Source organism: Halomonas sp. E14, assembly GCF_052568415.1.
This window is the reverse complement of record NZ_CP199423.1, coordinates 3,594,828-3,615,653: the sequence shown is the minus strand read 5'-3', so window position 1 is coordinate 3,615,653 and position 20,826 is coordinate 3,594,828. Positions and strand designations below refer to the sequence as shown.

Below are 20,826 nucleotides of genomic sequence, written 5' to 3'. Positions count from 1 at the left end.
ATATAGGGACGCTGGCACGTTCCCCTATGGGGTGGCGGCTCATCAACGCCACGCTTTCAATGTAAGTCATTCTCATTAGATCGTCAACACGAATGCGAACGTTTTTTATTTCAGTTTCCAGCGAAATGCAGCCACAGCGGCAGGGTGGCCATGGCGAGCAGGGTCTGGCCGGTGATCAGTGCAGCCATCAGCTCGGCATCGCCGCCCAGCTGGCGCGCCAGGATATAGGCGGAGGTGGCAGTGGGCAGGGCGGCGAACAGCAGCGCCACGTCCCGGCTCACCGGGTCGAGCCTCAGCAGCAGGGCGATCGCCACCACCAGCGCGGGCATCAGCCCCAGCTTGAGCAGGTTGGCCGTCCACACCGCACGATCGAGCCGCAGCAGCGCCTGGGGGCGCAGCGCCACCCCCACTGCTACCAGCCCCAGCGGCAGCGCGGCGCGCCCCAGCAGCTCCACGGCGGAGCCGCTCCAGCCGGGTAGGCCGATGTCGGCCAGGTTCAGGCCGATGCCGATCAGGCAGGCAAGGATCAAGGGATTGCGCACCAGTGCCGCCAGGCTCCTGCCCAGGCTTGAAGGGCCGAGCGTGCCGGCGCCGATGAAGCTGGCCACGCACAGCACGTTCACCACCGGCACCATCAGCGCCACCGCCACGGCGGCCACGGTGGCGCCGGCGGTGCCGTGCAGGGCGGCGGCGCCTGCCACGCCGACGTAGGTGTTGAAGCGCAGTGCGCCCTGAAATACGGAGGTGAACGCGGCACCCTCGAGGCCCAGCCGCCGCTGCACCGACCACAGTAGGGCGGCGAAGATCACCAGACTCCCGAGTAGGGCTACGGCCAGGCGCACCACCGGCACCCCGGCCATGTCGGCGGTGGCCAGCGTGGCGACCAGCATGGCGGGAAACAGCACGAAATAGATCAGGCGCTCGAGCTGGGCCCAGAAGGTGGCGTCCGGCTCGCGCAGGCGGCCCAGGGCCACCCCGAGCAGAATCAGCAAGAACAGTGGCCCCAGCGCAGCGGATACCCCTTCCATCATTCCTCCTCAAGTCGGTGACTGGCGGCAAGTTGCCTGGCGATGCCTGCGACATTCCTTCCTCGGTTGACGCCAGGCAAATGCGGTAAGCTTACCCGTTAATTCACCGTACTGGAGTAGCGCTGCGGCGATGAGCCCGACTTCCCGTTTCGACCCCCATGTGTCCCGCTTCCCGGGGATGGCCTTGATGAAACTGGCGACCCTGCTGGCCCTGGGGGTCGCTTTCTGGTACCTGGCCTCGCACCTGCTGCGCGACGAGCAGGCGGTCACCTGGGCGCCTGCCGAGGCGCCTTGCGACCTGCGCCAGGGGCCCTGCATGGCCGAACTGGGCGATGGAGTGCGGCTACACTTCAGCATCGAGGCGGCGGCTGGCATTGCCGCCCTGGAACCGCTAACGTTGAGCGTTCGATTGGAAGGTGCTGACGCCGAGGCTGCGCATGTCGACTTCGTCGGGCGCGACATGAACATGGGGCTGCATCGCTTCCGCCTCGACGCACAGAGCGACGATCTCTTCCAGGGGCTCGCTCAGGTGCCCATCTGCACGAACACCACCATGCCCTGGCAGGCGCAGGTGGTGGTGGATACCGAGCGGGGGCGGCTGGGGAGCCGGTTCGATTTTCTCGTGGAACGGAGCATGCCATGAAGCGACAGGCAATCTGCTGGGTATTCGGTGCCTTGGTGCTGCTGGTGGTCGCCGGTGGCCTGGCCTGGTACCAGCAGCTCACGGGCGAGCCCGAGGGGCCACGCGGCGGGCCGGTGGAACTGGATTCGACCGCTGGGCCGTTCTCGCTCGACCAGCTCGACGAGGACCAGCTGGCGGTGCTCTTTTTCGGCTACACCTACTGTCCCGACGTATGCCCGATGAGCATGGCGGTGATACGTCAGGTCATGCAGGAGCTCGACGAGGCGCAGCGCCGCCGCGTGGTGCCGGTGATGATCACGGTCGATCCGGCGCGTGACACCGTGGAGCGCCTGACCCAGTATGTGGGCTTCTTCGGCGAGGACTTCATCGGCGCTACCGGCACCGAGGCACAGCTGGCGGAGCTGGCGGCGCGCTACGGCGTGGTCTATCGCCGGGTGGAGACGCCGGAATCGGCCATGCCCTACACGGTCGATCACAGCTCTTCGCTCTATCTGGTCGACCGGCACGGGCGCATACGCCAGCGCGTGCTCTACTCGCCCACCCCCTTCCCCCTGCAGTCGGCGCTGGAAAACGAACTGGCCCGCGGTTGAACCGCGGGCCAGTCGAGTCGGGTCACGAACTCCCTCAGGGCGCGGCCGGCGCCTCCAGGCGCTCGATCATCGCCATCAGGGCGCGCACCTGCACCCCTTCGCGGGTGTCGTGCAGGGGGTCGAGCTGCCAGGTGCTTTCGGCAAACCCCCACCAGTCCCAGCAGCCCTGGGGGTTGGCCAGGCTGGTGCCGGCCTGCGGGTAGAGCACCACGCGGTGGTTGGCGCTCGCCCACTCGTTCAGCCCGCTATGCCGCACGAAAGCTTCGTCGATCTGCTCGTGGGCCATGCCGCAGCCGTGCAGGGCGACAGTGAGATCACAGCCGCCCGCCTCGCACGCTTCGGGAATCCATACATAGCCGACCGGCCCGAGCCCCCGTGCGGGAAAATCGGACTGATCGAAGGCCAGCAGGCTGCCTTCGCTTGCCGCGCCCGTGCTGGGCGGCGTCAGCCCGCCATGCAGCCACTGCAGCGCCTCGCCGGCGATGTCCTGCCCACACGCCAGCAGGTGGGTGCCGCCGCCGGTACGACACTGGGCAAGCCAGGTCGGCGGGATGCGCTCGTCGGTGCGCACGGGCCAGCCGTGACCGATATCGGGCGCCAGCACGAATTCGAGCTGGTCGGCGGGGTTGGTCAACCAGTCGGCCAGCTGTTCGGCCAGCGCCCTGCCTAGGGCCGGCGCCACGACACCGTCGTCATCGCCATGCCACACGTAGGCGCGCAGCTCGGCCAGATCCATGGCTTCGCCCACCAGGCCCCGTGCCTGGTAGTCGCGCAGGCGACGGTTGAGGACGTCGAGCTCCGGCGGGCCGCGTCGGGTGCCCATGCACTGGGCCAGGGCGCGCCCCAGGCCGCCCTGGGCGCAGCTCCAGGGTCCGGCCGCCAGCACGGCCAGCCCTTCGAAGCGGTCGGGCCAGGCCACCGCCAGCTGGGTGGCCATGTAGCCTCCGGACGAGACGCCGATCACGCTGATGGCCTCATTGGAGGTTCCCAGGCGTGGCAGGTCCGCGGGGGTGGCGTCGGCCTGGGCGGCGGTGGGCAGCAGCAGGGCGGCGGTAGCAAGCGCGACAGAAGCGTGCATGGCCGGCGCTCAGTCCATCACGTCGAGCAGCTCGACGCGGAACACCAGCGTCTCGTTGGGGCCGATCGGACCCTGGCCCTGGGCGCCGTAGCCAAGCTCGGGCGGAATGAAGAGCATCCAGGTGTCGCCCACGCTCATCAGCTGCAGTGCTTCCTGCCAGCCTTCGATCACCTGATCCACGCGGAAGCTGACCGGCTGGCCACGCTCGAAGGAGCTGTCGAAGACCGTGCCGTCGACCAGGGTGCCCTCGTAGTGCACCGCCACGTGGGAGGAGGGCCCGGGCTGTTCGCCGTCGCCGCTCTCCAGCACTTCGTACTGCAGCCCCGAGCCGGTGGTGGTGACCTCGTCACGTGCTTGGTTTTCTTCCAGGAACGCCTTGCCCTCGGCCAGGTTGGCCTCGGCCATCTCCTGCATCTCGGCCTGGCGTGCGGCTATCGTCGCTTGCTGGAAGCGGCTGAGCGTGTCGGCCATCTCCTCGGTGTCCATGGCCAGCTCGTTGTCTTCGATGATGTCGCGAATCGCCGCGGCGAAGGCGTCGACATCCAGCTCGGGGTACTCCTGGGCGATGCTCTGCCCGTAGGCGATGCCGAGGCTGTAACTGAGGCGCTCGTTCTCGCTTTCCGGCGCGGCCAGCGCCAGCGGCGCCGCTGCCATCAGCGCGACCAGGGAAGCGGAAGTCAGCAGTGTCTTCATGCGGAGTCCTATTGGTGAGGCGTTGGGCCTTGCTAGCTTACAGGCAGTACTCGGACTCTATCAGGGCCCAACCGGTTCCGCATCCGAGCGATTGCCGCAGCCCCTCGGCTACACCACCAGGGTGGGGCAGTAGGCCGAGCCGGCCACCCGTTGCGCCACGCTGCCCAGCAGCAGGCTCTTTTCACCGTTGGTGCCCTGGGCGCCGATCACGATCAGGTCGCACTCGCGCTTGAGTGCGAAGCGCACGATGGTGCGCGACGGGCGCCCACCCTTGACGAAGGCGCGCAGCCGGGCCGGATCGGCGCCCAGCGCCACGGCCTCGCCCTTGGCATGCACGGCGATCTCGGTGGCGTACTCCTTGAGGGCGTCGTCCGGAATGTCGAGCTTGTTGGGCCGCACCATGGAAAGCGAGGCCTCCAGCAGGCTGTGGTGCTTGAACACGCACAGGATGTAGATCTCGGCGCCGGTCAGCAGGTGCAGCCCGACCGCCTTTTCCAGCGCCTTCAGGGCGCCTTTCGAACCGTCCACCGGGACCAGCATCCGATTGAACATGGCGATTCTCTCCTCAGCGGGTGGTGGTGCTCATCAGCGGAAGGCCATGTCGCGCAGGAACAGCGCGATCTGCGGGAACATGATGATCAGGGCGGCCGCCAGGATCAGCATGAAGACGAAGGGCGGTGTGCCGCGAATGACCTCCCAGTAGGGTCGCTTGAAGATCGCGATGGCGGTGAAGATGTCGCAGCCGAAGGGTGGCGTTGCCGAGCCTATCGCCACCTGCAGCGTGATCAGCACGCCGACCAGCACCGGGTCGAGCCCGGAGGCGGCGATGGCCGGGGCGAAGATCGGTGTGAGCACCAGGATCACCACGATGGGATCGACGAACATGCAGGCGATGAAGAAGGCCACGCAGATGGCGATCAGCACGCCCACCGGCCCGGCCTCGTTGATGCCGAATGCCTCGAGCAGGGTCTGGGGGATCTGGGCGAAGGAGATGATCCACGAGAAGCCGTTGCCCACCGCCACCAGGATGAACACCACGGCGGTGATCAAGCCGGTGGACTTGGCGATGGTATAGATGTCCGGCAGCTTCAGCGAACGGAAGATCACGAACTCGAGCAGCACGGCATACAGCACGCAGGCCGCGGCGGCCTCGGTGGGGCTGAAGATGCCGCCGTAGATGCCGCCGACGATGAGCACCGGAAAGCCCAGCGGCCAGAGTGCCTTCTGCACCGCGGTGAGGCGCTCGCGCCAGGTCGATTTGGGCTCGGTGGGCACATCCTTGATCACGGCGTAGGCCACGCAGTAGGCAGAGAACATCAGCAGGATCAGCAGGCCGGGGCCGATACCGGCGATGAACAGCTCGCCGATGGAGGTGCCCGAGATGACCCCGTAGATGATCATGCCGATACTCGGCGGAATCAGGAAGGCGATGTCGCTAGAGTTGATGATCAGCGCCAGGGTGAAGGGATCCTTGTAGCCGGCCTTGAGCATGCGCGGGCGCAGCGGCGAACCCACCGCCACCACGGTGGCCTGGGTAGAGCCGGAAACGGCGCCGAACAGGGTGCAGGAGGCGGCGGTGCTCACCGCCAGCCCGCCCTTGATGTGGCCGACGAAACTCATGACCATGTCGATCAGGCGGTGGGCCGACTGGCCGCGGGTCATGATGTCGGCGGCGAGGATGAACATCGGCACGGCGATCAGCGCCGTGGGCCGGATGCCGCCCATCATCTGCTGGATGAGGGTTTCCATCTGCCCCAGGCCGCCGAAGGTCATGTAGAAGCCGACGAAGGCCGCCGTGGCCAGGGGAATCATCATCGGAAACCCCAGCAGCAGGAGCACGATCATGATGGTGATGATGATGGCTGTCATGGTTGTTATTCCTTTCCCGGCGTCAGACTTCCGTCTCGGTGTCCTTGTAGCCATCGACCACATGGGTCGACAGGTAGACGTCACGCGACGTCAGGTTCTTGAAGGCAGTGAGCAGGTACTGAATGCCGGTGATGGCGAAGCCGATGGGAACCCATAGATAGATCATCCACACCGGGATGCTCAGTGAAGGCAGCACGCGCCCGCGGCTATACAGGGTCTGGATATAGCCGATGGAGTAGTAGCAGAGCACGAACATCACCAGCGCGGTGAACAGGCAGATCAGAATCATCAGGGCGCGCCGGCCGCCGGTGGGCAGGGCGTCGTAGAAGGCCGACATGCGGATATGTCGCCCGTGCCGCGCCGCATAGCCGATCCCGGCAAAGGTGATCATCACGATGAGGATGCGGTTGACCTCCTCGGCGAAATGCAGGCTTTCGCCGAACACGAAACGGCTGATCACGTTGGAGACGGTATTCACGGCCATCAGGATCACGCCGAGCGCCAGGATGGCGGCTTCTGTCTTGCTGATCCAGGTGTCGGCGATACCGAGCGGGCCGGGTAGCGTGGAGCGGTAGTTCTTTTCCGATTCTTCTTCCGTCATGCGACCGGTCTCCTGGGGTGGCTGCCCTGAAGGATGGGTAGCGGTTGTTTCCTGCTGAAAGGGTACGCAACTGAAGCGGGCTGTCGTGCAACGGGCTTCAACGTTGAATGGCCGCAGCTTCGAAGGTCGGCGCAAACGGCAGGGGGGCAGCCGGTGGCCACCCCCCTTGCATGCGCATGCAACAAGCCGCTCGAGGCTTACTCGCCGCCGGACACGGCTTCCAGGTCGGCCTTGAACTGCTCGAGCAGTTCACGGCCGCGATCGCCGGTCATCTCGACGAAGCGCTGCTCGACCTGCGGGGCACGCTCGCGGAAGGCCTGGATCTCATCCTCGTCGAGGCGGGTAACGGTGACCCGATCCGACGACTCCTGGATCTTCTGCAGCGACTCGTCGGCCAGCCCGGAGATATGCTCCATGGTGTGATCGTAGGCGGCCTGGGCCGCATCACGCACCAGCTGCTGCTCCTCCTCGGAGAGGCCGTCGAAGAAGTCCTGGTTGGCCATCATCGCGGTCGTGAACCAGCCATGGCCGGTGAAGACCAGGTGCGGTGACACCTCGTACAAGCCACCCGACTCGATCCAGAAGATCGGGTTCTCCTGGCCCTGGATGATGCCGGTCTGCAGGCCGCCATAGACCTCGCCCCAGGGCAGCGGCGTCGGGGTGGCGCCGAAGGCGCGGTAGGTTTCCGCCAGCAGCGGGTTGGTCATGGTGCGGATGTTCTTGCCGCGCAGGTCTTCGGGGCGGCGGATCGGCTCATCCACGGTGATGACCATCTCGCCTTCCGGGTACATCTTGAGCAGTTCGAGCCCCTGCTCGGCGTAGAGCTCGGGGAACATCTCGTTGATGGCCTGGCTCTCGTCGAAGAACTGCAGCACGGTTTCTTCGTCGGTGGGCAGCAGGTAGGGGATGAAGAAGATCTGGGCTTCGGGGATCAGCGCGCCGGTGAAGCCGGGCGACTGGTTGACGAACTGGAGGATGCCGGCCTGGGTCTGCTCCATGATATCGTCCGATTCACCCAGCTCGCCGAAACGGTAAATCTGAACGGTATTATCGGAGTTTTCCTCGATGTACTCCTTGAAGGCGACGGCGAAAACGTCCTGAACATCACCCTCGAATTCCTCATGCGCGTAACGCCAGTTCGCAGAGTGTGCGGCAGCCGACATGCCGAACAGCAGAGCGCCGATACTGGCAGTGGTCAACAACTGGGTTGCCTTCATTATTATGATCTCCTTACCGGTTTGGCCTGTGAAATGCTCCCATCAGCAGGCGTTAATCAGCCACTTTGGACTGTAAGTCTTTTTTCAGGCTAGCGCGCAGGCCTCAGGTGGTCAAGCTGGCATTCCAGCGTTTCAAGCGCCAAAAGTTGTGATTTTTTCTGTAGTTGATAGCGATCTGCGAGGAAATTCGCCAACCTTGCATGAGGGAGAAAATCCAGCCGGGTGGTGGGTTCGAGCGCCATTTGCTGCAGGCGCAGCAGGGCCTCGCGCTCGGCGGCCAGCTCGGCCCGCTGAACCTCGCCACGCACCTTGGCCACACCGGGACGGGCGCGGGCATCGGGCTTCAACCGGCGACGCAGCTCACGCAGCGGTAGGGTGACCTGGCGCTGCCAGCGGTGTACTTCGTCCAGCGCCACGGGCGCTTCGGCCAGGCTCAGCCCGTGCCGATAGAGCCAGGCGTGCCACAGCAGCTCGCAGACATCGAGGCCCGCCTCGTCCTGCAGCAGCAGGCAGGCCGCCTCCACGCCGGGGCGGGCATACAAGGAGAGGGCGAAGTCCCACAGCGGGTCGGCGGCAAGCCCGGCCCGCAGAGACGCCAGGGTTGCGGTAGAATCGTCGCTCATGTTCCGGATGTCGCCGCCGCTGTCTCGATAGCGAGTCTCGCGCCGCGACCGTACCCTTTTATCGCCAGTTGGAGCCTGCATGATTGCACTGCGCCAGGTTGCCCTGCAACGCGGCACCCAGACCCTGCTCGAGGACGCCGAGCTGACCCTGCATGCCGGCCACAAGGCCGGCATCGTCGGTTCCAACGGCGCCGGCAAGTCCAGCCTGTTCGGCCTGCTGCTCGGTCAGTTTGCCCCCGACCGCGGCGAGATCGAGATGAGCGGGGGGCAGCGCATCGCCCACATGGCCCAGGAGGTCGACGCGCTGGACCGTGCCATCGTCGACTATGTGCTCGACGGCGACCGCGAGCTGCGCCAGACCGAGGCGGACCTGGCAGCGGCTCGCGAGCGCGGCGACGCCCACCGGGAAGCCGAGCTGCATGGCCACATCGAGGCGCTGGATGGCTACAGCGCCCCGGCTCGCGCCGCCCAGCTGCTGATCGGGCTGGGCTTCAGCCAGGCCGATCTGAGCCGCCCGCTGTCGGCCTTCTCCGGCGGCTGGCGCATGCGCGCCAACCTGGCGCGCACCCTATTCATGCCGTCGGATCTGCTGCTGCTCGACGAGCCCACCAACCACCTCGACCTCGACGCCCTGCTGTGGCTCGAGCAGTGGCTGACGCGCTACCCCGGCACGTTGCTGCTGATCTCCCACGACCGCGACTTCCTCGACGCGGTGTGCGACCACATCGTTCACTTCGACCGGCGCCGGCTGGTGCTCTACCGTGGCAACTACTCCATCTTCGAGCGCACCCGTGCCGAGAAACTGGCCCTGCAGCAGGCCGAGGCAGCCAAGCAGCAGGCCCGGCGCGAGGAGATCGAACGCTTCGTGGCGCGCTTCAAGGCCAAGGCGAGCAAGGCGCGCCAGGCCCAGAGCCGCATGAAGATGCTCGAGCGCATGGGCGACATCGCCATGGCCCATGCCGATTCGCCGTTCCACTTCACCATTCCGGCCGCCGACAAGAGCTCCCGGCCGCTGCTGGTGCTGGACCAGGCGCGACTCGGCTACCGCGACGCCGCGGGAGTGGAGAAGGTCCAGCTCGACGAGGTCAAGCTGACCCTGCTGCCGGGGCAGCGCATCGGCCTGCTGGGCCCCAACGGGGCGGGCAAGTCGACCCTGATCAAGACGCTGACCGGCGAGCTGCCGCTGCTGGCGGGCAAGCGAATCCCCGGCGAGCACCTGGCCATCGGCTACTTCGCCCAGCATCAGCTCGAAGGGCTCGACATGAGCGCTACCCCCTTCCTGCACGTGCAGCGGCTCTCGCCTACCGCCAGCGACCAGGCGATCCGCACCTTCCTCGGCGGCTTCGGCTTCCAGGGCGACGACGCCTTCGGCGAAGTGGGGCGCTTCTCCGGCGGCGAGAAGGCGCGCCTGGCGCTGGCGCTGGTGGCGTGGCGCAAGCCCAACCTGCTGCTGCTCGACGAGCCTACCAACCACCTCGACCTGGAGATGCGCGAGGCGCTGACCGAGGCGCTGGCCAGCTTCGAGGGCACGGTGATCCTGGTTTCCCACGACCGCCACCTGCTGCGCGCCACCGTCGACGAGTTCTGGAAGGTCGCCGACCATCGCGTCGAGCCCTTCGACGGCGACCTGGAGGACTACCGCGCCTGGCTCAAGGCGCGGCTGGAGGGCGAGCGGCGCGAGGCACGGGCCGACAAGGTCGAGCGTCAGGCGGAGGGTGCTGCGCCCAAGGAGGACCGCAAGGCGAGCCGCCGTGCCGCCGCCGAGCTGCGCGAGAAGCTGCGTCCGCTGAAGAAGGTGCGCGACCGCGCCGAGCAGGCGCTGGAGCAGGCCCAGGCGGAGCTCGCCGCGGTGGAGGAGGCGCTGGGCGAGGCCGAGCTCTACACCGACCCGGCGCGCAAGGCCGAGCTCACCGAGCGGCTGGCCCGCCAGGGCGAGCTCAAGTCACGGCTGGAGACGCTGGAAGCCGAGTGGTTGGCCGCCGAAGAGGCGCTCGAGGCGATGGAAGCGGAGCTGCTCGAAAGCGGGGCCTGACATGCCCGGATCAGCCGCGGAATGCGGCCAGCCTGGTGCCTTCAGCTCTCCAGCAGAAACGTCACCGGCCCGTCGTTGATCAACTCGACCTGCATGTCGGCGGCGAACTCGCCGCTCTCGACCCGGGGCCAGGCCGCCCGGGCGCGGTCGAGCAGGTAGTGGAACAGCCGCTCGCCGTCGGCCGGCGGCGCGGCGCTGGAGAAGCTCGGCCGCAGCCCCTTGCGGGTATCGGCGGCCAGGGTGAACTGCGAGACCAGCAGCAGCCCGCCGTCGACCTGCTGCAGGTCGAGGTTCATCTTGCCCGCCGCGTCGCTGAACACCCGGTAGCGCAGCAGTTTGTGCAGCAGCCGGTCGGCGGCGGCCTCGTCGTCGCCTTTTTCCACCCCCACCAGCGCCAGCAGGCCGTGCTCGATGGCGCCCACCCTGCGCTCATCCACGGTGACACTGGCGCGGCGCACGCGCTGTATCAGGGCCTTCATCCGGCGAGCTTCCTTTCTAACTCAAGTTGGCCGAAAGAGTATCACGCCTGGCAGAGGCTGTTGACACGCCTGGCACCGTCGCTCGTAGCCTCTCTTTCACCAGGCGCGGCACAGCATGATGTCGCAGTGCGGCTCGGCAAGCAGCGCCTCGGTGATGGGGCTGTGGCGCCCCAGCTGGCCGCGGCTGCTCAGTGCCAGCAGGTCGGGCGGCTGGCGCCGCAGGCGAGTCATCAGCACCTCCAGCGGATCGCCGCGCTCCAGCACCAGCTCCACGTCGGGCACGCTGTCGAGCTCGCTCATCAGCTGGTCCGTTTCACGTTCGAGCAGGCAGCGCAGGCGCTCCACTTCGCGGTCGCGCCAGCGCGCGTATTCGCTGTCCGAGCCCAGCTCGCGCTCGCCGGGAATGTCCCAGGCGTGCAGCAGGGTCAGGTGTGCCTCGGGGAAGCGCTTGAGCGCCTCGCGCAGGGTGTGCCGACTGGCCAGCGAGAAGTCCACCGGCACCAGGATCTCCTGCCAGTCGCGGTTGGCCGGCTGGGTCACCGACAGCACCGGGCAGGGCGCGCTGCGCAGCACCCGGGCCAGGGTGGTGCCGGCCACCAGGTCGGGCTGGCCGCGCTTGCGGTGGGCACCGAGGATGATCATGTCGACCTGGCGGTCGTGGGCCTCGCGGATGATCTCGGCATAGGGGGCGCCGGCCACCGTCTGCACCAGGGTGCGGGGCTCCGGCTGGGCGTAGTCTTCGCGAATATCCGTCAGGGTCCTGTGCAGGTCGGCCACCACGGCCTCCTCCAGGTCGTGCAGCACCCGGCGGGGCAGATAGGGGTCGAGCACGTGGAGTATGTCGAGACGCGCGCCGCCTTCGTTGGCCAGGCGTATGGCCCGGGCGAAGGCGGCGCGGTTCTCGGCAGAGAGATCGCTGGCGAACAGCAGGGTCTGGGTCATGAGGTCTCTCTCCGTGACAGATGGCCTGACGGGGACAGACTTCAGCATGGGCGTCGCTTGGGTCGGGTGCAAGGGGTGAGGTGCTACCACCACTGATGGAAGTGGTGCACCGGTCCGTGGCCTCGACCCACATCCAGCCGCCTGCTCTCGACCAGCGCTGTTTCCAGCCATTGCTTGGCGGCCGTGACCGCCTCGGGCAAGGCGTCGCCGAGCGCCAGCCGGGCAGCGATGGCCGAGGAGAGCGAGCAGCCGGTGCCGTGGAGATTCGAGGTGGAGATCCGGCTGCCTTCCAGCCAGTGGGTGCCGTTCTCGGTCATCAGCAGGTCGGGGCAGGAAGGGCCGGCCAGGTGCCCGCCCTTGAGCAGCACGGCGCCGGTGCCCAGCGCCGCCAGGCGCGGTGCCAGCTCCGCCATCGCCTGCCGCGAGGTGGGAGCTGCCGCATCCAGCAGCACGGCAGCTTCCGGCAGGTTGGGGGTGATCAGGTCGGCCAGTGGCACCAGCACCTCGCGTACGGCGGCGATGCCAACGCGCTCGACCAGGACGTCACCGCTCTTGGCTACCATCACCGGATCCAGCACCACCCAGCGGGGGCGCCTGGCCCCGAGCGCGTCGCGGATGGTCTCGGCGACCTCGCGGCTGGCGACCATGCCGATCTTCACCGCATCGAGCGCCACGTCATCGAGCAGCGTGTCGAGCTGCAGGCGGATGAACTCCACCGGTACCGGATGCACGCCGCGCACGCCGCGGGTGTTCTGCGCGGTCAAGGCGGTGACGACGCTGGTACCATAGGCGCCCAGCGCCGAGAAAGTCTTGAGGTCGGCCTGGATGCCGGCACCGCCGCTGGGGTCGGAGCCGGCGATGGTGAGCACGTTGGGAATGGGGCGGTGGTGCGTCATGGCGTCGTCTCGCAAATGGATACCTAGAGGAGGCGCGGATGCTGAGCCTGTTCCTGGTGGCGCTGGTGAGCGCCACCCTGCTGCCGGGGGGCTCCGAGGTGTGGCTGGCCAGGCTCTGGTGCCTGGGCGAGCCGGCCTTCATGCTGTGGCTGGTGGCCACCAGTGGCAATACCCTGGGCAGCCTGATCAATGTCTGGATGGGTCGCTATGCGCGGCGTTTCCAGGACCGCCGCTGGTTTCCCGCCTCGCCCCAGGGGCTGGTACGCGCCGAGCGCTGGTACCACCGCTTCGGCGAGTGGAGCCTGCTGCTGTCGTGGGCGCCGGTGATCGGCGACCCGCTCACCGTGCTGGCCGGCGTCTTCCGCTTGCCCTGGTGGCGGGCCATCCTGCTGATCAGCGTGGCCAAGGGGGCGCGCTACGCCGTGGTGCTGGTGCTCGCTCAGGCGTGGCTGGCCCCGCTCTGCCAGTAGCCCGCTACAGCACCGAGGGCAGCCAGGTGGCCAGCCCCGGGAACAGGGCCAGCGCCACCAGCATGCCGAGCTGCAGCAGGATGAAGGGCGTCACTCCGCGGTAGATGGCTGAGGTCGGCACCGAGTCCGGGGTAACGCCGCGCAGGTAGAACAGCGCGAAGCCGAACGGCGGGGTCAGGAACGAGGTCTGCAGGTTCACCGCGATCATGATGCCGAGCCAGATCGGGTCGAGCCCCATCATCAGCAGTACCGGGCCGACGATCGGCACCACCACGAAGGTGATCTCGATGAAGTCGAGAATGAAGCCGAGCAGGAAGATCACCAGCATCACCACCAGGGTGGCGCCGAAGACCCCGCCGGGCAGCGCCTCGAACATCGCCTTGACCAGCTCCTCGCCGCCGTAGGCGCGGAACACCAGCGAGAACAGCGCGGCGCCAATCAGGATCAGGAACACCATGCTGGTGACCTTGGCGGTGGTCTGCACCACTTCGCGCAGCATCACCAGGTTGAGGCGACGATTGAGCAGCGCCAGCAGGAAGGCGCCGGTGGCGCCCACCGCAGAGGCCTCGGTGGGGGTGGCGAAGCCGCCCAGGATCGAGCCGAGTACTGCCACGATCAGCAGCACCGGGGGTATCAGCCCCTTGATCAGCAGCGGCCACAGGCTGCCGGTGTGCCCGAGCTCCTGCTTGAGCGCCTCGCGGTCGGCGGCCGGGGCGCTTTCCGGCTTCAGCCAGGCCATTGCGGTCACGTAGACGATATAGGCCACCACCAGCAGCAGGCCAGGGATCAGGGCGCCGACGAACAGATCGCCCACCGACACCGTCTTCGGGCTCCATACGCCCATGGCCAGCTGCGCCCGCTGGTAGGCGTTGGAGAGCACGTCGCCCAGCAGCACCAGGGCGATGGAGGGCGGGATGATCTGCCCCAGGGTGCCGGTGGCACAGATGGTGCCGGTGGCCAGCGCCGGCGAGTAGCCGCGCTTGAGCATGGTTGGCAGCGACAGCAGGCCCATGGTCACCACGGTGGCGCCGACGATGCCGGTGGACGCGGCCAGCAGCATGCCGACCAGGATCACCGAGATGCCAAGCCCGCCGCGCAAGTTACCGAACAGCATGGCCATGGCGTCAAGCAGGGTTTCTGCCACCCGCGACTTCTCCAGCAGCACCCCCATCAGCACGAACAGCGGCACGGCCAGCAGCGTCTGGTTGGTCATGATGCCGTAGAGGCGGTTGGGCATGGCGCCCATCATGCGTGCCTCGAAGGGCACCGGCACGCCCATCTGCAGCAGCAAGTGGCCGAGGCCGGCGAAGATAAGCGCCGTGCCGGCCAGCGCCAGCGCAACCGGGTAGCCCAGCATCAGCACCACGCAGACGCTGAAGAACAGGAACAGTGGCATGAACTCGAGCAATGCTTCCACGTCACACCACCTCATCGTGATCGATTGTATTGCCCGGCGCCTTGCCGCGCAGGATCAGCAGCTGGCGAATCACCTGAGCCACGCCCTGCAGCAGGAGCAGCGCCATCATCACTAGGATCAGTGTCTTGAGCAGGTAGACCCCGGGGATGCCGCCGTCGGGCGAGCGTTCGAGGATCGCCCAACTGCTGCGCACGTAGCCGTAGCTCGACCAGGCGATGAACAGTACCACCGGGAACAGCAGGAACAGGGTGCCCAGCAGGTCGACCCAGGCCCGGCCCTTGGCGGAGAGGCGGCGATAGAAGATGTCGACGCGAACGTGGCCATCGTGACGCAGCGTCCAGGCGGCACCCAGCATGAAGACCATGGCGTGCATGTACATCACCGACTCCTGCATCACGATGCTGTGGATGCTGAAGACGTAGCGCATCACCACGATGGCGAACTGCACTACCATCATGATGACCACCAGCCAGGCGATGGAGCGGCCCACGACCTCGGTAAAGCCGTCAAGCCATGCCAGCAGGACCGGGTCTCGGTTCGCGGTTTGCATGGGTACTGTCCCGTGTCGACACAATTAGGGAACGCATCATCGCCGATTCCATGCCAGGCGTCATCCCCGGGCCGGAGGGAGTGCCCTCAGCGAGTCTGCTGCCTGCGCAGCTCGGCGAGCACCTCGAGGCAGGCGGGCGGCAGCGCCACGTCCACGGCAATCGGCAGGTGATCGGAGAACAGGTGATCGAGCACGCGTACGTCCTGCGCCTCCAGCGAGTCGGAGAGCAGGATGTGGTCCAGCGCGCGGCGCGGCTGCCATGAAGGGTAGCTGAGCAGCGGGCGCACCGGGTGCAGCGGCAGCGAGGCGCAGAAGCGTGAATGCGTGTGCAGCTGATCCGGCGTGCAGTTGAGGTCGCCCATCACCACCACGTGGCGCAGCGGCTGGATGATCTCGCTGAGGTAGTCGAGCTGGCGAACCCGCCCGCGGTGGCTCAGGGCCAGGTGGGCGACGAACAGATGCAGGGCATCGGGGCCTTCGCCGTAGCGGGCGTGGATGGCGCCCCGCCCGGGCAGGGTGCCGGGCAGGCGGTGCTCCTCGATGCCGCTCGGAGCCAGGCGCGAGAGCAGGCCGTTGCTATGCTGGGCAAAGCGGCCCAAGTTGCGGTTGAGCTGCTGGAAATGGTGCGGAAAGCCCCCGCGCATCGCCAGGTATTCCACCTGGTTGATGTGGTTGGAGCGAAAGCTGCCGCCGTCCACCTCCTGCAGCCCGACGATGTCGAAGCGCTTGAGCACGTCGCTGACCATGTCCAGGCGGCGCTGGCGGTGCGGGTGCGGCAGCAGGTGCTGCCAGCTGCGGGTCAGGTAGTGATGGTAGGCCGACGTCTGGATGCCCACCTGCATGTTGAAGGTGAGCAGCTTGAGATGGCCGCCCTCGAGGGGCGGCGTCTTGGCATCGGCCAGGTGCGAAAGCTCGAGCTGGGGATCAGTCTTCACGCTCTTGCCGTACGCGTTCGATGAGGGCATCGGCGATCTGCGGCATGTTGGCCAGGCTGCCGGCGCTGCTCGGCGTCACCAGGTAGCGGCCGTCGATGATCAGCGCCGGCACGCCCATCAGGCGCATGGCGCGCATGCGGGCATGGGCCTGGTTGACCTGGGCCTTCACTGCGAAGGCGTCGAGTGCCTGGCGGGCCTCCTCCTCGCTCACGCCGTACTGGCTGAGGAAGCGGGCGATGCCGTCGGTGCTGTTGAGGCGCTGGCCCTCTTCGTGGATGGCAGCAAAGATATCGGCATGGGCCTCCTCGAGAATGCCCAGCGACTCGGCTGCATAGAACATCACCGCATGGGTGTTCCAGTCGCCGCCCATGGTGGCGGGCAGGTGCACCACGCTGACGTCATCGTCAAGGGTCTCGTACCAGGCGGTCACGCTCTCCTGCAGGTTGTAGCAATGCGGGCAGCCGTACCAGAACGCTTCGGTGACCTCGATCTGGCCCTCCTCGACGCGGGTCTCGACGGGCTGCGGCAGTACTTCGTAGTGCTGGCCCTCGACCAGGTTGGCGCTGGCCAGGGTCGACAGGCCTAGGCCCACCACGGCGAGCAGGGCGGATTGAAGCAGGCGGGAGGGGTTGAGCATTGCGGCTGGACTCCTTGAGAAACGGCGCTTGGCGGGCGCGACAAGATCGACATCGAGCCATTGGAGTGCGCGGCGGGGGTCTGGTTCCCGACGCGCCGGACCGATATGGCAAGGGCGGCCCTAGGGCCGCCCTTGTCGGCGGCCGCGGCCGCGCGCTGCGATGGCGGTGGGTCAGTGCAGGCCGTGAATGTAGTTGGCCACGGCGGTCATGTCGGCATCGCTCATCTTGGAGGCGATATCGCCCATCATGTTGTTCGGATCGTTGCTGCGCTCGCCGGAGGCGAAGTCCTGCAGCGTAGCGATGGTGTATTCGGCGAACTGGCCGGAAAGCGCCGGATAGATGGCGGTGTCGATACCCTGGCCGGTGGGCGTGTGGCAGGCCGCGCAGGCGGGAATGCCCTTGGCCATGTCGCCGGCACGGTAGAGTTCCTCGCCGCGGGCCAGCAGCTCCTCGTCGGGGTTGGCCTGGCCGATGTTGGCGTCCTGCTGGGCATAGTAGGCAGCCACGTCCCAGGCGTCCTGGTCGGAGAAGTCGTCGACCTGGCCGGCCATCTCCGGCACCAGCCGGCGGCCATCGCGAATATCCATGATCTGCTTGGCCGTGTAGGACATCTGCTGCCCGGCCAGGTGCGGGAAGGCGGCCATGGAGCTGATGCCGTTCTGGCCATGGCAGGCCGCACAGCTCTGGGCTCTCTCCCGACCAGCGGCAGCGTCTGCGTCCGCTTGCAGGTCAGCGTGGGCGGCGCCGACGGCGCCCATGGTAAATGCCAGGCTTGCCAGTAACTTTCTCATCGCTGTTTCACTATGCCGTTATGTTGTTTACCGGTACGCATCCTGGGTGCCGCCCAGGCCTCGCAGGTTCCAGGCCGGGTCGCCCTGCTGCCCGTAGCGCCGAGGGTCGGTCGCTGCCGGCAGGAGCACGGTGGTACACTAGCGCGCCCAGGTCGCAGACAAAAGACACGGCATTATAACGAAACAAGCCCGCCTCGGGAATGCAGGTCAATAGGTTGGCGACCAGGGCCTTTCGTCTATTGCGAGGGAAAGGATGCCATGGCATCACTCAACTATCAGATCGCACGCTTCCTCACCAGTGCGCCGACGCTGGCCAAGTGCCCGCCGGACGAGGGCGCCGAGGTGGCGTTTGCCGGGCGTTCCAACGCCGGCAAGTCCAGCGCCATCAACACCTTGACCCGGCAGAAGGCGCTGGCGCGTACCTCGCGCACCCCGGGGCGTACCCAGTTGATCAACTTCTTTACGCTGGGTGACGACACCCAGCGGCGCCTGGTCGACCTGCCTGGCTACGGTTACGCCAAGGTGCCCGAGGCGGTGAAGCGCGAATGGCAGCAGCATCTCGCCGACTACCTGCGCGGCCGTCGCTCGCTGCGCGGCCTGGTGCTGGTGATGGACGTGCGCCACCCGCTCACCGAGTTCGACCAGACCCTGCTGGGCTGGGCCGACGACCAGGAGATGCCGGTGCATATCCTGCTGACCAAGTCCGACAAGCTGAAATCCGGCGCGGCCAAGAACGCCCTGCAGCAGGTGCGCAGCCGCCTGCGCGAGTGGGAGGACTTGGTGACGGTGCAGCTGTTCTCGTCGCTCAAGCGCGAGGGCGTCGACGAGGCCTGCGCACGGCTCGACGGCTGGCTGGGCGAGGCTGACCAAGCCCCCTGAGGCTGACCAAGCCCTCCTGGCAAGACTGGCTAAGCGCCCTGGCCGGAGCCGGCTATGCGCCGGCTTCGGCGGGCGGGTGCGGCCGGCCGGTGAGGTGGGTAAGCAGCGTGGGCAGCTCGCGTACGTGGGCCAGATGGTGCACCCGCTGCGGCAAGGGCGGCTCATCGTCGCGGTGGGGCGAGATCCACGCCACCTGCATGCCCAGTCGCAGGGCCGGCTCCACGTCCTCGCGCCAGGAATCTCCCACGTGCAGCGCCTGGGCAGGGCTGGCGCCCAGGCGCCCCAGGGCTGCCAGGAATGGTCGCGGGTCGGGCTTGGGGGCGAGCATCTCGCCGGCGGCAATGGCCACCGGGAAGAAGCGCCCCAGCGCCAGGCGGTGCACGTCGACATTGCCGTTGGTGATGCTCGCCAGCCGATAGCGCTCGGCCAGCGCCGCCAGCAGCGGCTCCACCTCCGGGTGCGGCGCGACCCGATGGCGCAGCGTCATGAAGCGCGCCATGGCCGCGGCCGCCCAGGTCTCGGCCGCGGCCGGGTCGAGCCCGTACTCGCCGAGCATCTCCCGCAGTGCCCTTTCGCGCAGCCAGGTGAAGTCGCCGCGGCGCAGGGGGTAGGCGCGCGCCAGCGCCCGCCGGCGCAGCTCGAAGGCCTCCAGCGGAAAGCGCTGCCGGAAGCTCGGCGTGGCGGGCTGGCCGCGCATCGTCAGCCAGGCGGCCAGCTCGCGGTCGAGCCAGGCGTAGTGGCCGGTTTCGGTAGCCACCATGACACCGTGGTTGTCCCACAGGGTGTCGTCGAGGTCGAAGGTGATCGCCAGCAGCGGTGTGTTCATGCGTCACCCGGTGTCGATGAATCCTGGCGCCGGCGTGCGCGGGGATGGGCGGCGTCGTAGCTCGCTGCCAGGTGCTGCCAGTCGAGCTGGGTATAGACCTGGGTGGTGGACAGGTTGGCGTGCCCCAGCAGCTCCTGTACTGCACGCAGGTCCTGGCTCGATTCCAGCAGGTGGCTGGCGAAGGAGTGGCGCAGGCGATGGGGGTGCAGGTGCTCGGGCAGACCGCGGCGGCGGGCCACCTCGCCAAGCCGCTTCTGGATGGCGCGGTGGCCCAGGCGCCCGCCGCGCTGGCCGACGAACAGCGCAGTTTCGCCGGGAGCGGCCAGCGCCGGCCGGCTTGCGAGCCAGGCGTCCAGCGCCTGCCGGGCGCGATGCCCCACCGGCACCTGGCGCGGCTTGCCGCCCTTGCCCAGCACCCGCACGCGGCGGTTGTCCAGGTCGCCGAGATCAAGCCCGGCCAGCTCCGCCAGGCGCAGCCCGCTGGAGTAGAACAGCTCAAGCATGGCCTGGTCGCGCAGTGCCAGCGGCGTATCGTCATGGGGCGTGTCAAGCAGCCGGGCCAGCTGGTCGACGTCCAGCGGCTTGGGCAGGTGCGAGGGCTGGCGCGGCGTTGGCACCAGTCGCGCGGGATTGTGCGCCAGCTGCCCCTGCGTGACCAGGTGATCGCCCAGGTGCGCTACCGCAGCACGACGCCGGGCCAGGCTGCGTGGCGCCAGTCCGCGGCTGCGCTCGGCGCCGAGGAAACGGCGCAGCAGGGTGGCGTCCAGCGCGGTGGCGTCCGTGACGTCGAGCGCCTCGAGAAAGGCCGCCAGGGCCTCAAGATCGTGCCGATACGCCGCTACGGTGGCCGGGCTGGCGCTGCGCGCCAGCGCGTCGAGGCAGGCGTCGAGCTGGCGGCGCAGCGGCGTGTCAGCCATGGCGCGCGGCAAGGTGGCGCAACAGCAGCCGGGCCAGCACGTCGCCGAGGTACTCGGTGAACAGGGTGTCCATGCTGGCGCGGAAGTGATCGGGGTCGGGGCTGGCCAGCAGCAGGTAGCCCATGGGCTCGCCCATGCTCAGGCGTGCCAAGGCGCAGGAGCCGGCCTGACGCGGCGGGGTGGCGTGGGGCAGCAGGCGCGCCCAATCGGTGGGGGTGAGGCGGGTGCAGCGGCTGGAGCGGCCGTCGAGCAGCGCGGCCAGGCGCACGCCGGCATGGTCATCGAGCACGTGCCGCGGGGGCTGGGGCGGCAACGGCTCTTGGTCGGTGAGAGAGGCTGGGCACCACAGCGCCAGCGCGGGAACCTGGAAGCGTTCGGCCATCTGCGTGGCCAGCGCCTGGCCCAGGGCATCGGCGTCCTCGGCCTCCAGCAGCGCCAGCACCAGCTCGCGGGTGCGACGGAACTGCGCCTCGTTGTGGCGCGCCGATTCGAGCAGTTGCTCCAGGCGCCACTCGGCCTGCTCAGCGCGCCGGCGCAGGTCGTGGACCAGGCGTTCGAGCAGGGAGGTGGTGCCCTGCGCCTCGGGGTGGGGCACCTTGAGCTGCTGCAGCAGCCCCTCGCGGCCGACGAAGAAGTCAGGGTGGCGGGCCAGCCATTCGGCGACCCGGTCCGGGTCCAGGGTCTTGCGCGGTTCGGGGGCGGCTCGGGTCAT

24 protein-coding genes are annotated in these 20,826 nt (G+C 67.8%); 5 read left to right on the top strand and 19 right to left on the bottom strand.

Going from position 1 to position 20,826, the window contains the following annotated elements; translation table 11 throughout:
- Positions 1-110 precede the first annotated feature (110 nt).
- On the bottom strand, positions 111-1,028 hold the full coding sequence (locus ACT7B3_RS17030; protein ID WP_445158749.1) for an AEC family transporter: 918 nt from the start codon (positions 1,026-1,028) through the stop codon (positions 111-113).
- Between the two features lie 130 nt (positions 1,029-1,158).
- Between ACT7B3_RS17030 and ACT7B3_RS17025 the strand changes: the two genes are divergently transcribed.
- Complete coding sequence (locus tag ACT7B3_RS17025) at positions 1,159-1,671, top strand: hypothetical protein (protein WP_445158748.1); 513 nt, start codon at positions 1,159-1,161, stop codon at positions 1,669-1,671.
- Positions 1,668-2,261, top strand: coding sequence for an SCO family protein (locus ACT7B3_RS17020; protein WP_445158747.1), 594 nt, complete (start codon positions 1,668-1,670; stop codon positions 2,259-2,261). The genes ACT7B3_RS17025 and ACT7B3_RS17020 overlap by 4 nt, the downstream gene beginning before the upstream one ends.
- A gap of 34 nt (positions 2,262-2,295) precedes the next feature.
- Here ACT7B3_RS17020 and ACT7B3_RS17015 read toward each other — a convergent pair whose 3' ends face one another.
- From ACT7B3_RS17015 to ACT7B3_RS16985, 7 genes are all read right to left on the bottom strand, one after another.
- A complete protein-coding gene (locus ACT7B3_RS17015) occupies positions 2,296-3,339 on the bottom strand; it encodes a poly(3-hydroxybutyrate) depolymerase (protein ID WP_445158746.1) in 1,044 nt (347 codons plus the stop codon).
- 9 nt (positions 3,340-3,348) lie between these two features.
- Positions 3,349-4,032: an FKBP-type peptidyl-prolyl cis-trans isomerase gene (locus ACT7B3_RS17010; RefSeq protein WP_445158745.1), complete on the bottom strand. Its 684-nt coding sequence runs from the start codon at positions 4,030-4,032 to the stop codon at positions 3,349-3,351.
- 108 nt (positions 4,033-4,140) lie between these two features.
- The gene (locus ACT7B3_RS17005; protein WP_444678973.1) at positions 4,141-4,584 is read right to left on the bottom strand and encodes a universal stress protein; all 444 of its coding nucleotides are present in this window, start codon (positions 4,582-4,584) and stop codon (positions 4,141-4,143) included.
- A 33-nt stretch (positions 4,585-4,617) separates the two neighbouring features.
- Positions 4,618-5,901, bottom strand: a complete 1,284-nt coding sequence (locus tag ACT7B3_RS17000) for a TRAP transporter large permease (protein ID WP_444678974.1) — start codon at positions 5,899-5,901, stop codon at positions 4,618-4,620.
- A 22-nt stretch (positions 5,902-5,923) separates the two neighbouring features.
- Positions 5,924-6,502 (bottom strand): TRAP transporter small permease, encoded by a 579-nt coding sequence (locus tag ACT7B3_RS16995; RefSeq protein WP_444678975.1) that lies wholly within the window; start codon positions 6,500-6,502, stop codon positions 5,924-5,926.
- A gap of 197 nt (positions 6,503-6,699) precedes the next feature.
- Entirely contained in the window at positions 6,700-7,719 is a 1,020-nt protein-coding gene (locus ACT7B3_RS16990; RefSeq protein WP_444678976.1) for a TRAP transporter substrate-binding protein, read from the bottom strand.
- Between the two features lie 89 nt (positions 7,720-7,808).
- Positions 7,809-8,342, bottom strand: coding sequence for a TIGR02444 family protein (locus ACT7B3_RS16985; protein WP_444678977.1), 534 nt, complete (start codon positions 8,340-8,342; stop codon positions 7,809-7,811).
- A 79-nt stretch (positions 8,343-8,421) separates the two neighbouring features.
- Between ACT7B3_RS16985 and ACT7B3_RS16980 the strand changes: the two genes are divergently transcribed.
- Entirely contained in the window at positions 8,422-10,374 is a 1,953-nt protein-coding gene (locus ACT7B3_RS16980; protein WP_445158744.1) for an ATP-binding cassette domain-containing protein, read from the top strand.
- A gap of 41 nt (positions 10,375-10,415) precedes the next feature.
- On the opposite strand, the gene dtd is transcribed toward ACT7B3_RS16980, so the two are convergent.
- The 3 genes from dtd to thiD form a co-directional block, all read right to left on the bottom strand.
- Entirely contained in the window at positions 10,416-10,853 is a 438-nt protein-coding gene (gene dtd, locus ACT7B3_RS16975; protein WP_444678978.1) for a D-aminoacyl-tRNA deacylase, read from the bottom strand.
- 96 nt (positions 10,854-10,949) lie between these two features.
- Positions 10,950-11,795, bottom strand: a complete 846-nt coding sequence (locus ACT7B3_RS16970) for a universal stress protein (protein WP_445158743.1) — start codon at positions 11,793-11,795, stop codon at positions 10,950-10,952.
- 83 nt (positions 11,796-11,878) lie between these two features.
- Positions 11,879-12,691, bottom strand: a complete 813-nt coding sequence (gene thiD / locus ACT7B3_RS16965) for a bifunctional hydroxymethylpyrimidine kinase/phosphomethylpyrimidine kinase (RefSeq protein ID WP_445158742.1) — start codon at positions 12,689-12,691, stop codon at positions 11,879-11,881.
- A 38-nt stretch (positions 12,692-12,729) separates the two neighbouring features.
- On the opposite strand from thiD, the gene ACT7B3_RS16960 reads away from it, so the two are divergent.
- Positions 12,730-13,161 (top strand): YqaA family protein, encoded by a 432-nt coding sequence (locus ACT7B3_RS16960; RefSeq protein WP_445158741.1) that lies wholly within the window; start codon positions 12,730-12,732, stop codon positions 13,159-13,161.
- Between the two features lie 4 nt (positions 13,162-13,165).
- Here ACT7B3_RS16960 and ACT7B3_RS16955 read toward each other — a convergent pair whose 3' ends face one another.
- The 5 genes from ACT7B3_RS16955 to ACT7B3_RS16935 all read right to left on the bottom strand — a co-directional run bounded on the left by ACT7B3_RS16955 (position 13,166) and on the right by ACT7B3_RS16935 (position 17,492).
- Positions 13,166-14,569: a TRAP transporter large permease gene (locus ACT7B3_RS16955; protein WP_445158898.1), complete on the bottom strand. Its 1,404-nt coding sequence runs from the start codon at positions 14,567-14,569 to the stop codon at positions 13,166-13,168.
- A 10-nt stretch (positions 14,570-14,579) separates the two neighbouring features.
- A complete protein-coding gene (locus ACT7B3_RS16950; RefSeq protein ID WP_445158740.1) occupies positions 14,580-15,128 on the bottom strand; it encodes a TRAP transporter small permease subunit in 549 nt (182 codons plus the stop codon).
- Positions 15,129-15,214: 86 nt separating this feature from the next.
- Positions 15,215-15,970, bottom strand: a complete 756-nt coding sequence (locus ACT7B3_RS16945) for an endonuclease/exonuclease/phosphatase family protein (protein WP_445158897.1) — start codon at positions 15,968-15,970, stop codon at positions 15,215-15,217.
- 82 nt (positions 15,971-16,052) lie between these two features.
- The gene (locus tag ACT7B3_RS16940) at positions 16,053-16,700 is read right to left on the bottom strand and encodes a thiol:disulfide interchange protein DsbA/DsbL (protein WP_444678981.1); all 648 of its coding nucleotides are present in this window, start codon (positions 16,698-16,700) and stop codon (positions 16,053-16,055) included.
- Positions 16,701-16,871: 171 nt separating this feature from the next.
- Entirely contained in the window at positions 16,872-17,492 is a 621-nt protein-coding gene (locus ACT7B3_RS16935) for a c-type cytochrome (protein ID WP_444678982.1), read from the bottom strand.
- A 258-nt stretch (positions 17,493-17,750) separates the two neighbouring features.
- Between ACT7B3_RS16935 and yihA the strand changes: the two genes are divergently transcribed.
- A complete protein-coding gene (gene yihA / locus ACT7B3_RS16930; protein WP_444678983.1) occupies positions 17,751-18,371 on the top strand; it encodes a ribosome biogenesis GTP-binding protein YihA/YsxC in 621 nt (206 codons plus the stop codon).
- 52 nt (positions 18,372-18,423) lie between these two features.
- Here the strand turns inward: yihA and ACT7B3_RS16925 are convergent, their stop codons facing one another.
- Genes ACT7B3_RS16925 through ACT7B3_RS16915 form a run of 3 tightly spaced genes read right to left on the bottom strand, consistent with a single transcriptional unit; the run spans position 18,424 to position 20,826 of the window.
- On the bottom strand, positions 18,424-19,197 hold the full coding sequence (locus ACT7B3_RS16925) for an HAD family hydrolase (protein WP_445158739.1): 774 nt from the start codon (positions 19,195-19,197) through the stop codon (positions 18,424-18,426).
- On the bottom strand, positions 19,194-20,114 hold the full coding sequence (locus tag ACT7B3_RS16920) for a tyrosine recombinase XerC (protein ID WP_445158738.1): 921 nt from the start codon (positions 20,112-20,114) through the stop codon (positions 19,194-19,196). The genes ACT7B3_RS16925 and ACT7B3_RS16920 overlap by 4 nt, the downstream gene beginning before the upstream one ends.
- On the bottom strand, positions 20,107-20,826 hold the full coding sequence (locus tag ACT7B3_RS16915) for a DUF484 family protein (protein ID WP_445158737.1): 720 nt from the start codon (positions 20,824-20,826) through the stop codon (positions 20,107-20,109). Before ACT7B3_RS16915 ends, ACT7B3_RS16920 begins: the two co-directional genes overlap by 8 nt.

Excerpts from the sequence above, each read along its gene's own strand:
- ACT7B3_RS16995 (WP_444678975.1), bottom strand. The coding sequence starts at position 6,502 with ATGACGGAAGAAGAATCGGAAAAGAACTACCGCTCCACGCTACCCGGC.
- ACT7B3_RS17025 (WP_445158748.1), top strand. The coding sequence starts at position 1,159 with ATGAGCCCGACTTCCCGTTTCGACCCCCATGTGTCCCGCTTCCCGGGG.
- ACT7B3_RS16970 (WP_445158743.1), bottom strand. The coding sequence starts at position 11,795 with ATGACCCAGACCCTGCTGTTCGCCAGCGATCTCTCTGCCGAGAACCGC.
- ACT7B3_RS16925 (WP_445158739.1), bottom strand. The coding sequence starts at position 19,197 with ATGAACACACCGCTGCTGGCGATCACCTTCGACCTCGACGACACCCTG.
- ACT7B3_RS17015 (WP_445158746.1), bottom strand. The coding sequence starts at position 3,339 with ATGCACGCTTCTGTCGCGCTTGCTACCGCCGCCCTGCTGCTGCCCACC.
- ACT7B3_RS17010 (WP_445158745.1), bottom strand. The coding sequence starts at position 4,032 with ATGAAGACACTGCTGACTTCCGCTTCCCTGGTCGCGCTGATGGCAGCG.
- ACT7B3_RS17005 (WP_444678973.1), bottom strand. The coding sequence starts at position 4,584 with ATGTTCAATCGGATGCTGGTCCCGGTGGACGGTTCGAAAGGCGCCCTG.
- ACT7B3_RS17030 (WP_445158749.1), bottom strand. The coding sequence starts at position 1,028 with ATGGAAGGGGTATCCGCTGCGCTGGGGCCACTGTTCTTGCTGATTCTG.
- ACT7B3_RS16990 (WP_444678976.1), bottom strand. The coding sequence starts at position 7,719 with ATGAAGGCAACCCAGTTGTTGACCACTGCCAGTATCGGCGCTCTGCTG.
- ACT7B3_RS16940 (WP_444678981.1), bottom strand. The coding sequence starts at position 16,700 with ATGCTCAACCCCTCCCGCCTGCTTCAATCCGCCCTGCTCGCCGTGGTG.
- ACT7B3_RS16950 (WP_445158740.1), bottom strand. The coding sequence starts at position 15,128 with ATGCAAACCGCGAACCGAGACCCGGTCCTGCTGGCATGGCTTGACGGC.
- ACT7B3_RS17000 (WP_444678974.1), bottom strand. The coding sequence starts at position 5,901 with ATGACAGCCATCATCATCACCATCATGATCGTGCTCCTGCTGCTGGGG.
- ACT7B3_RS16915 (WP_445158737.1), bottom strand. The coding sequence starts at position 20,826 with ATGACCCGAGCCGCCCCCGAACCGCGCAAGACCCTGGACCCGGACCGG.
- ACT7B3_RS16920 (WP_445158738.1), bottom strand. The coding sequence starts at position 20,114 with ATGGCTGACACGCCGCTGCGCCGCCAGCTCGACGCCTGCCTCGACGCG.
- dtd (WP_444678978.1), bottom strand. The coding sequence starts at position 10,853 with ATGAAGGCCCTGATACAGCGCGTGCGCCGCGCCAGTGTCACCGTGGAT.
- ACT7B3_RS16945 (WP_445158897.1), bottom strand. The coding sequence starts at position 15,970 with ATGCAGGTGGGCATCCAGACGTCGGCCTACCATCACTACCTGACCCGC.
- thiD (WP_445158742.1), bottom strand. The coding sequence starts at position 12,691 with ATGACGCACCACCGCCCCATTCCCAACGTGCTCACCATCGCCGGCTCC.
- ACT7B3_RS16960 (WP_445158741.1), top strand. The coding sequence starts at position 12,730 with ATGCTGAGCCTGTTCCTGGTGGCGCTGGTGAGCGCCACCCTGCTGCCG.
- yihA (WP_444678983.1), top strand. The coding sequence starts at position 17,751 with ATGGCATCACTCAACTATCAGATCGCACGCTTCCTCACCAGTGCGCCG.
- ACT7B3_RS16980 (WP_445158744.1), top strand. The coding sequence starts at position 8,422 with ATGATTGCACTGCGCCAGGTTGCCCTGCAACGCGGCACCCAGACCCTG.
- ACT7B3_RS17020 (WP_445158747.1), top strand. The coding sequence starts at position 1,668 with ATGAAGCGACAGGCAATCTGCTGGGTATTCGGTGCCTTGGTGCTGCTG.
- ACT7B3_RS16935 (WP_444678982.1), bottom strand. The coding sequence starts at position 17,492 with ATGAGAAAGTTACTGGCAAGCCTGGCATTTACCATGGGCGCCGTCGGC.
- ACT7B3_RS16985 (WP_444678977.1), bottom strand. The coding sequence starts at position 8,342 with ATGAGCGACGATTCTACCGCAACCCTGGCGTCTCTGCGGGCCGGGCTT.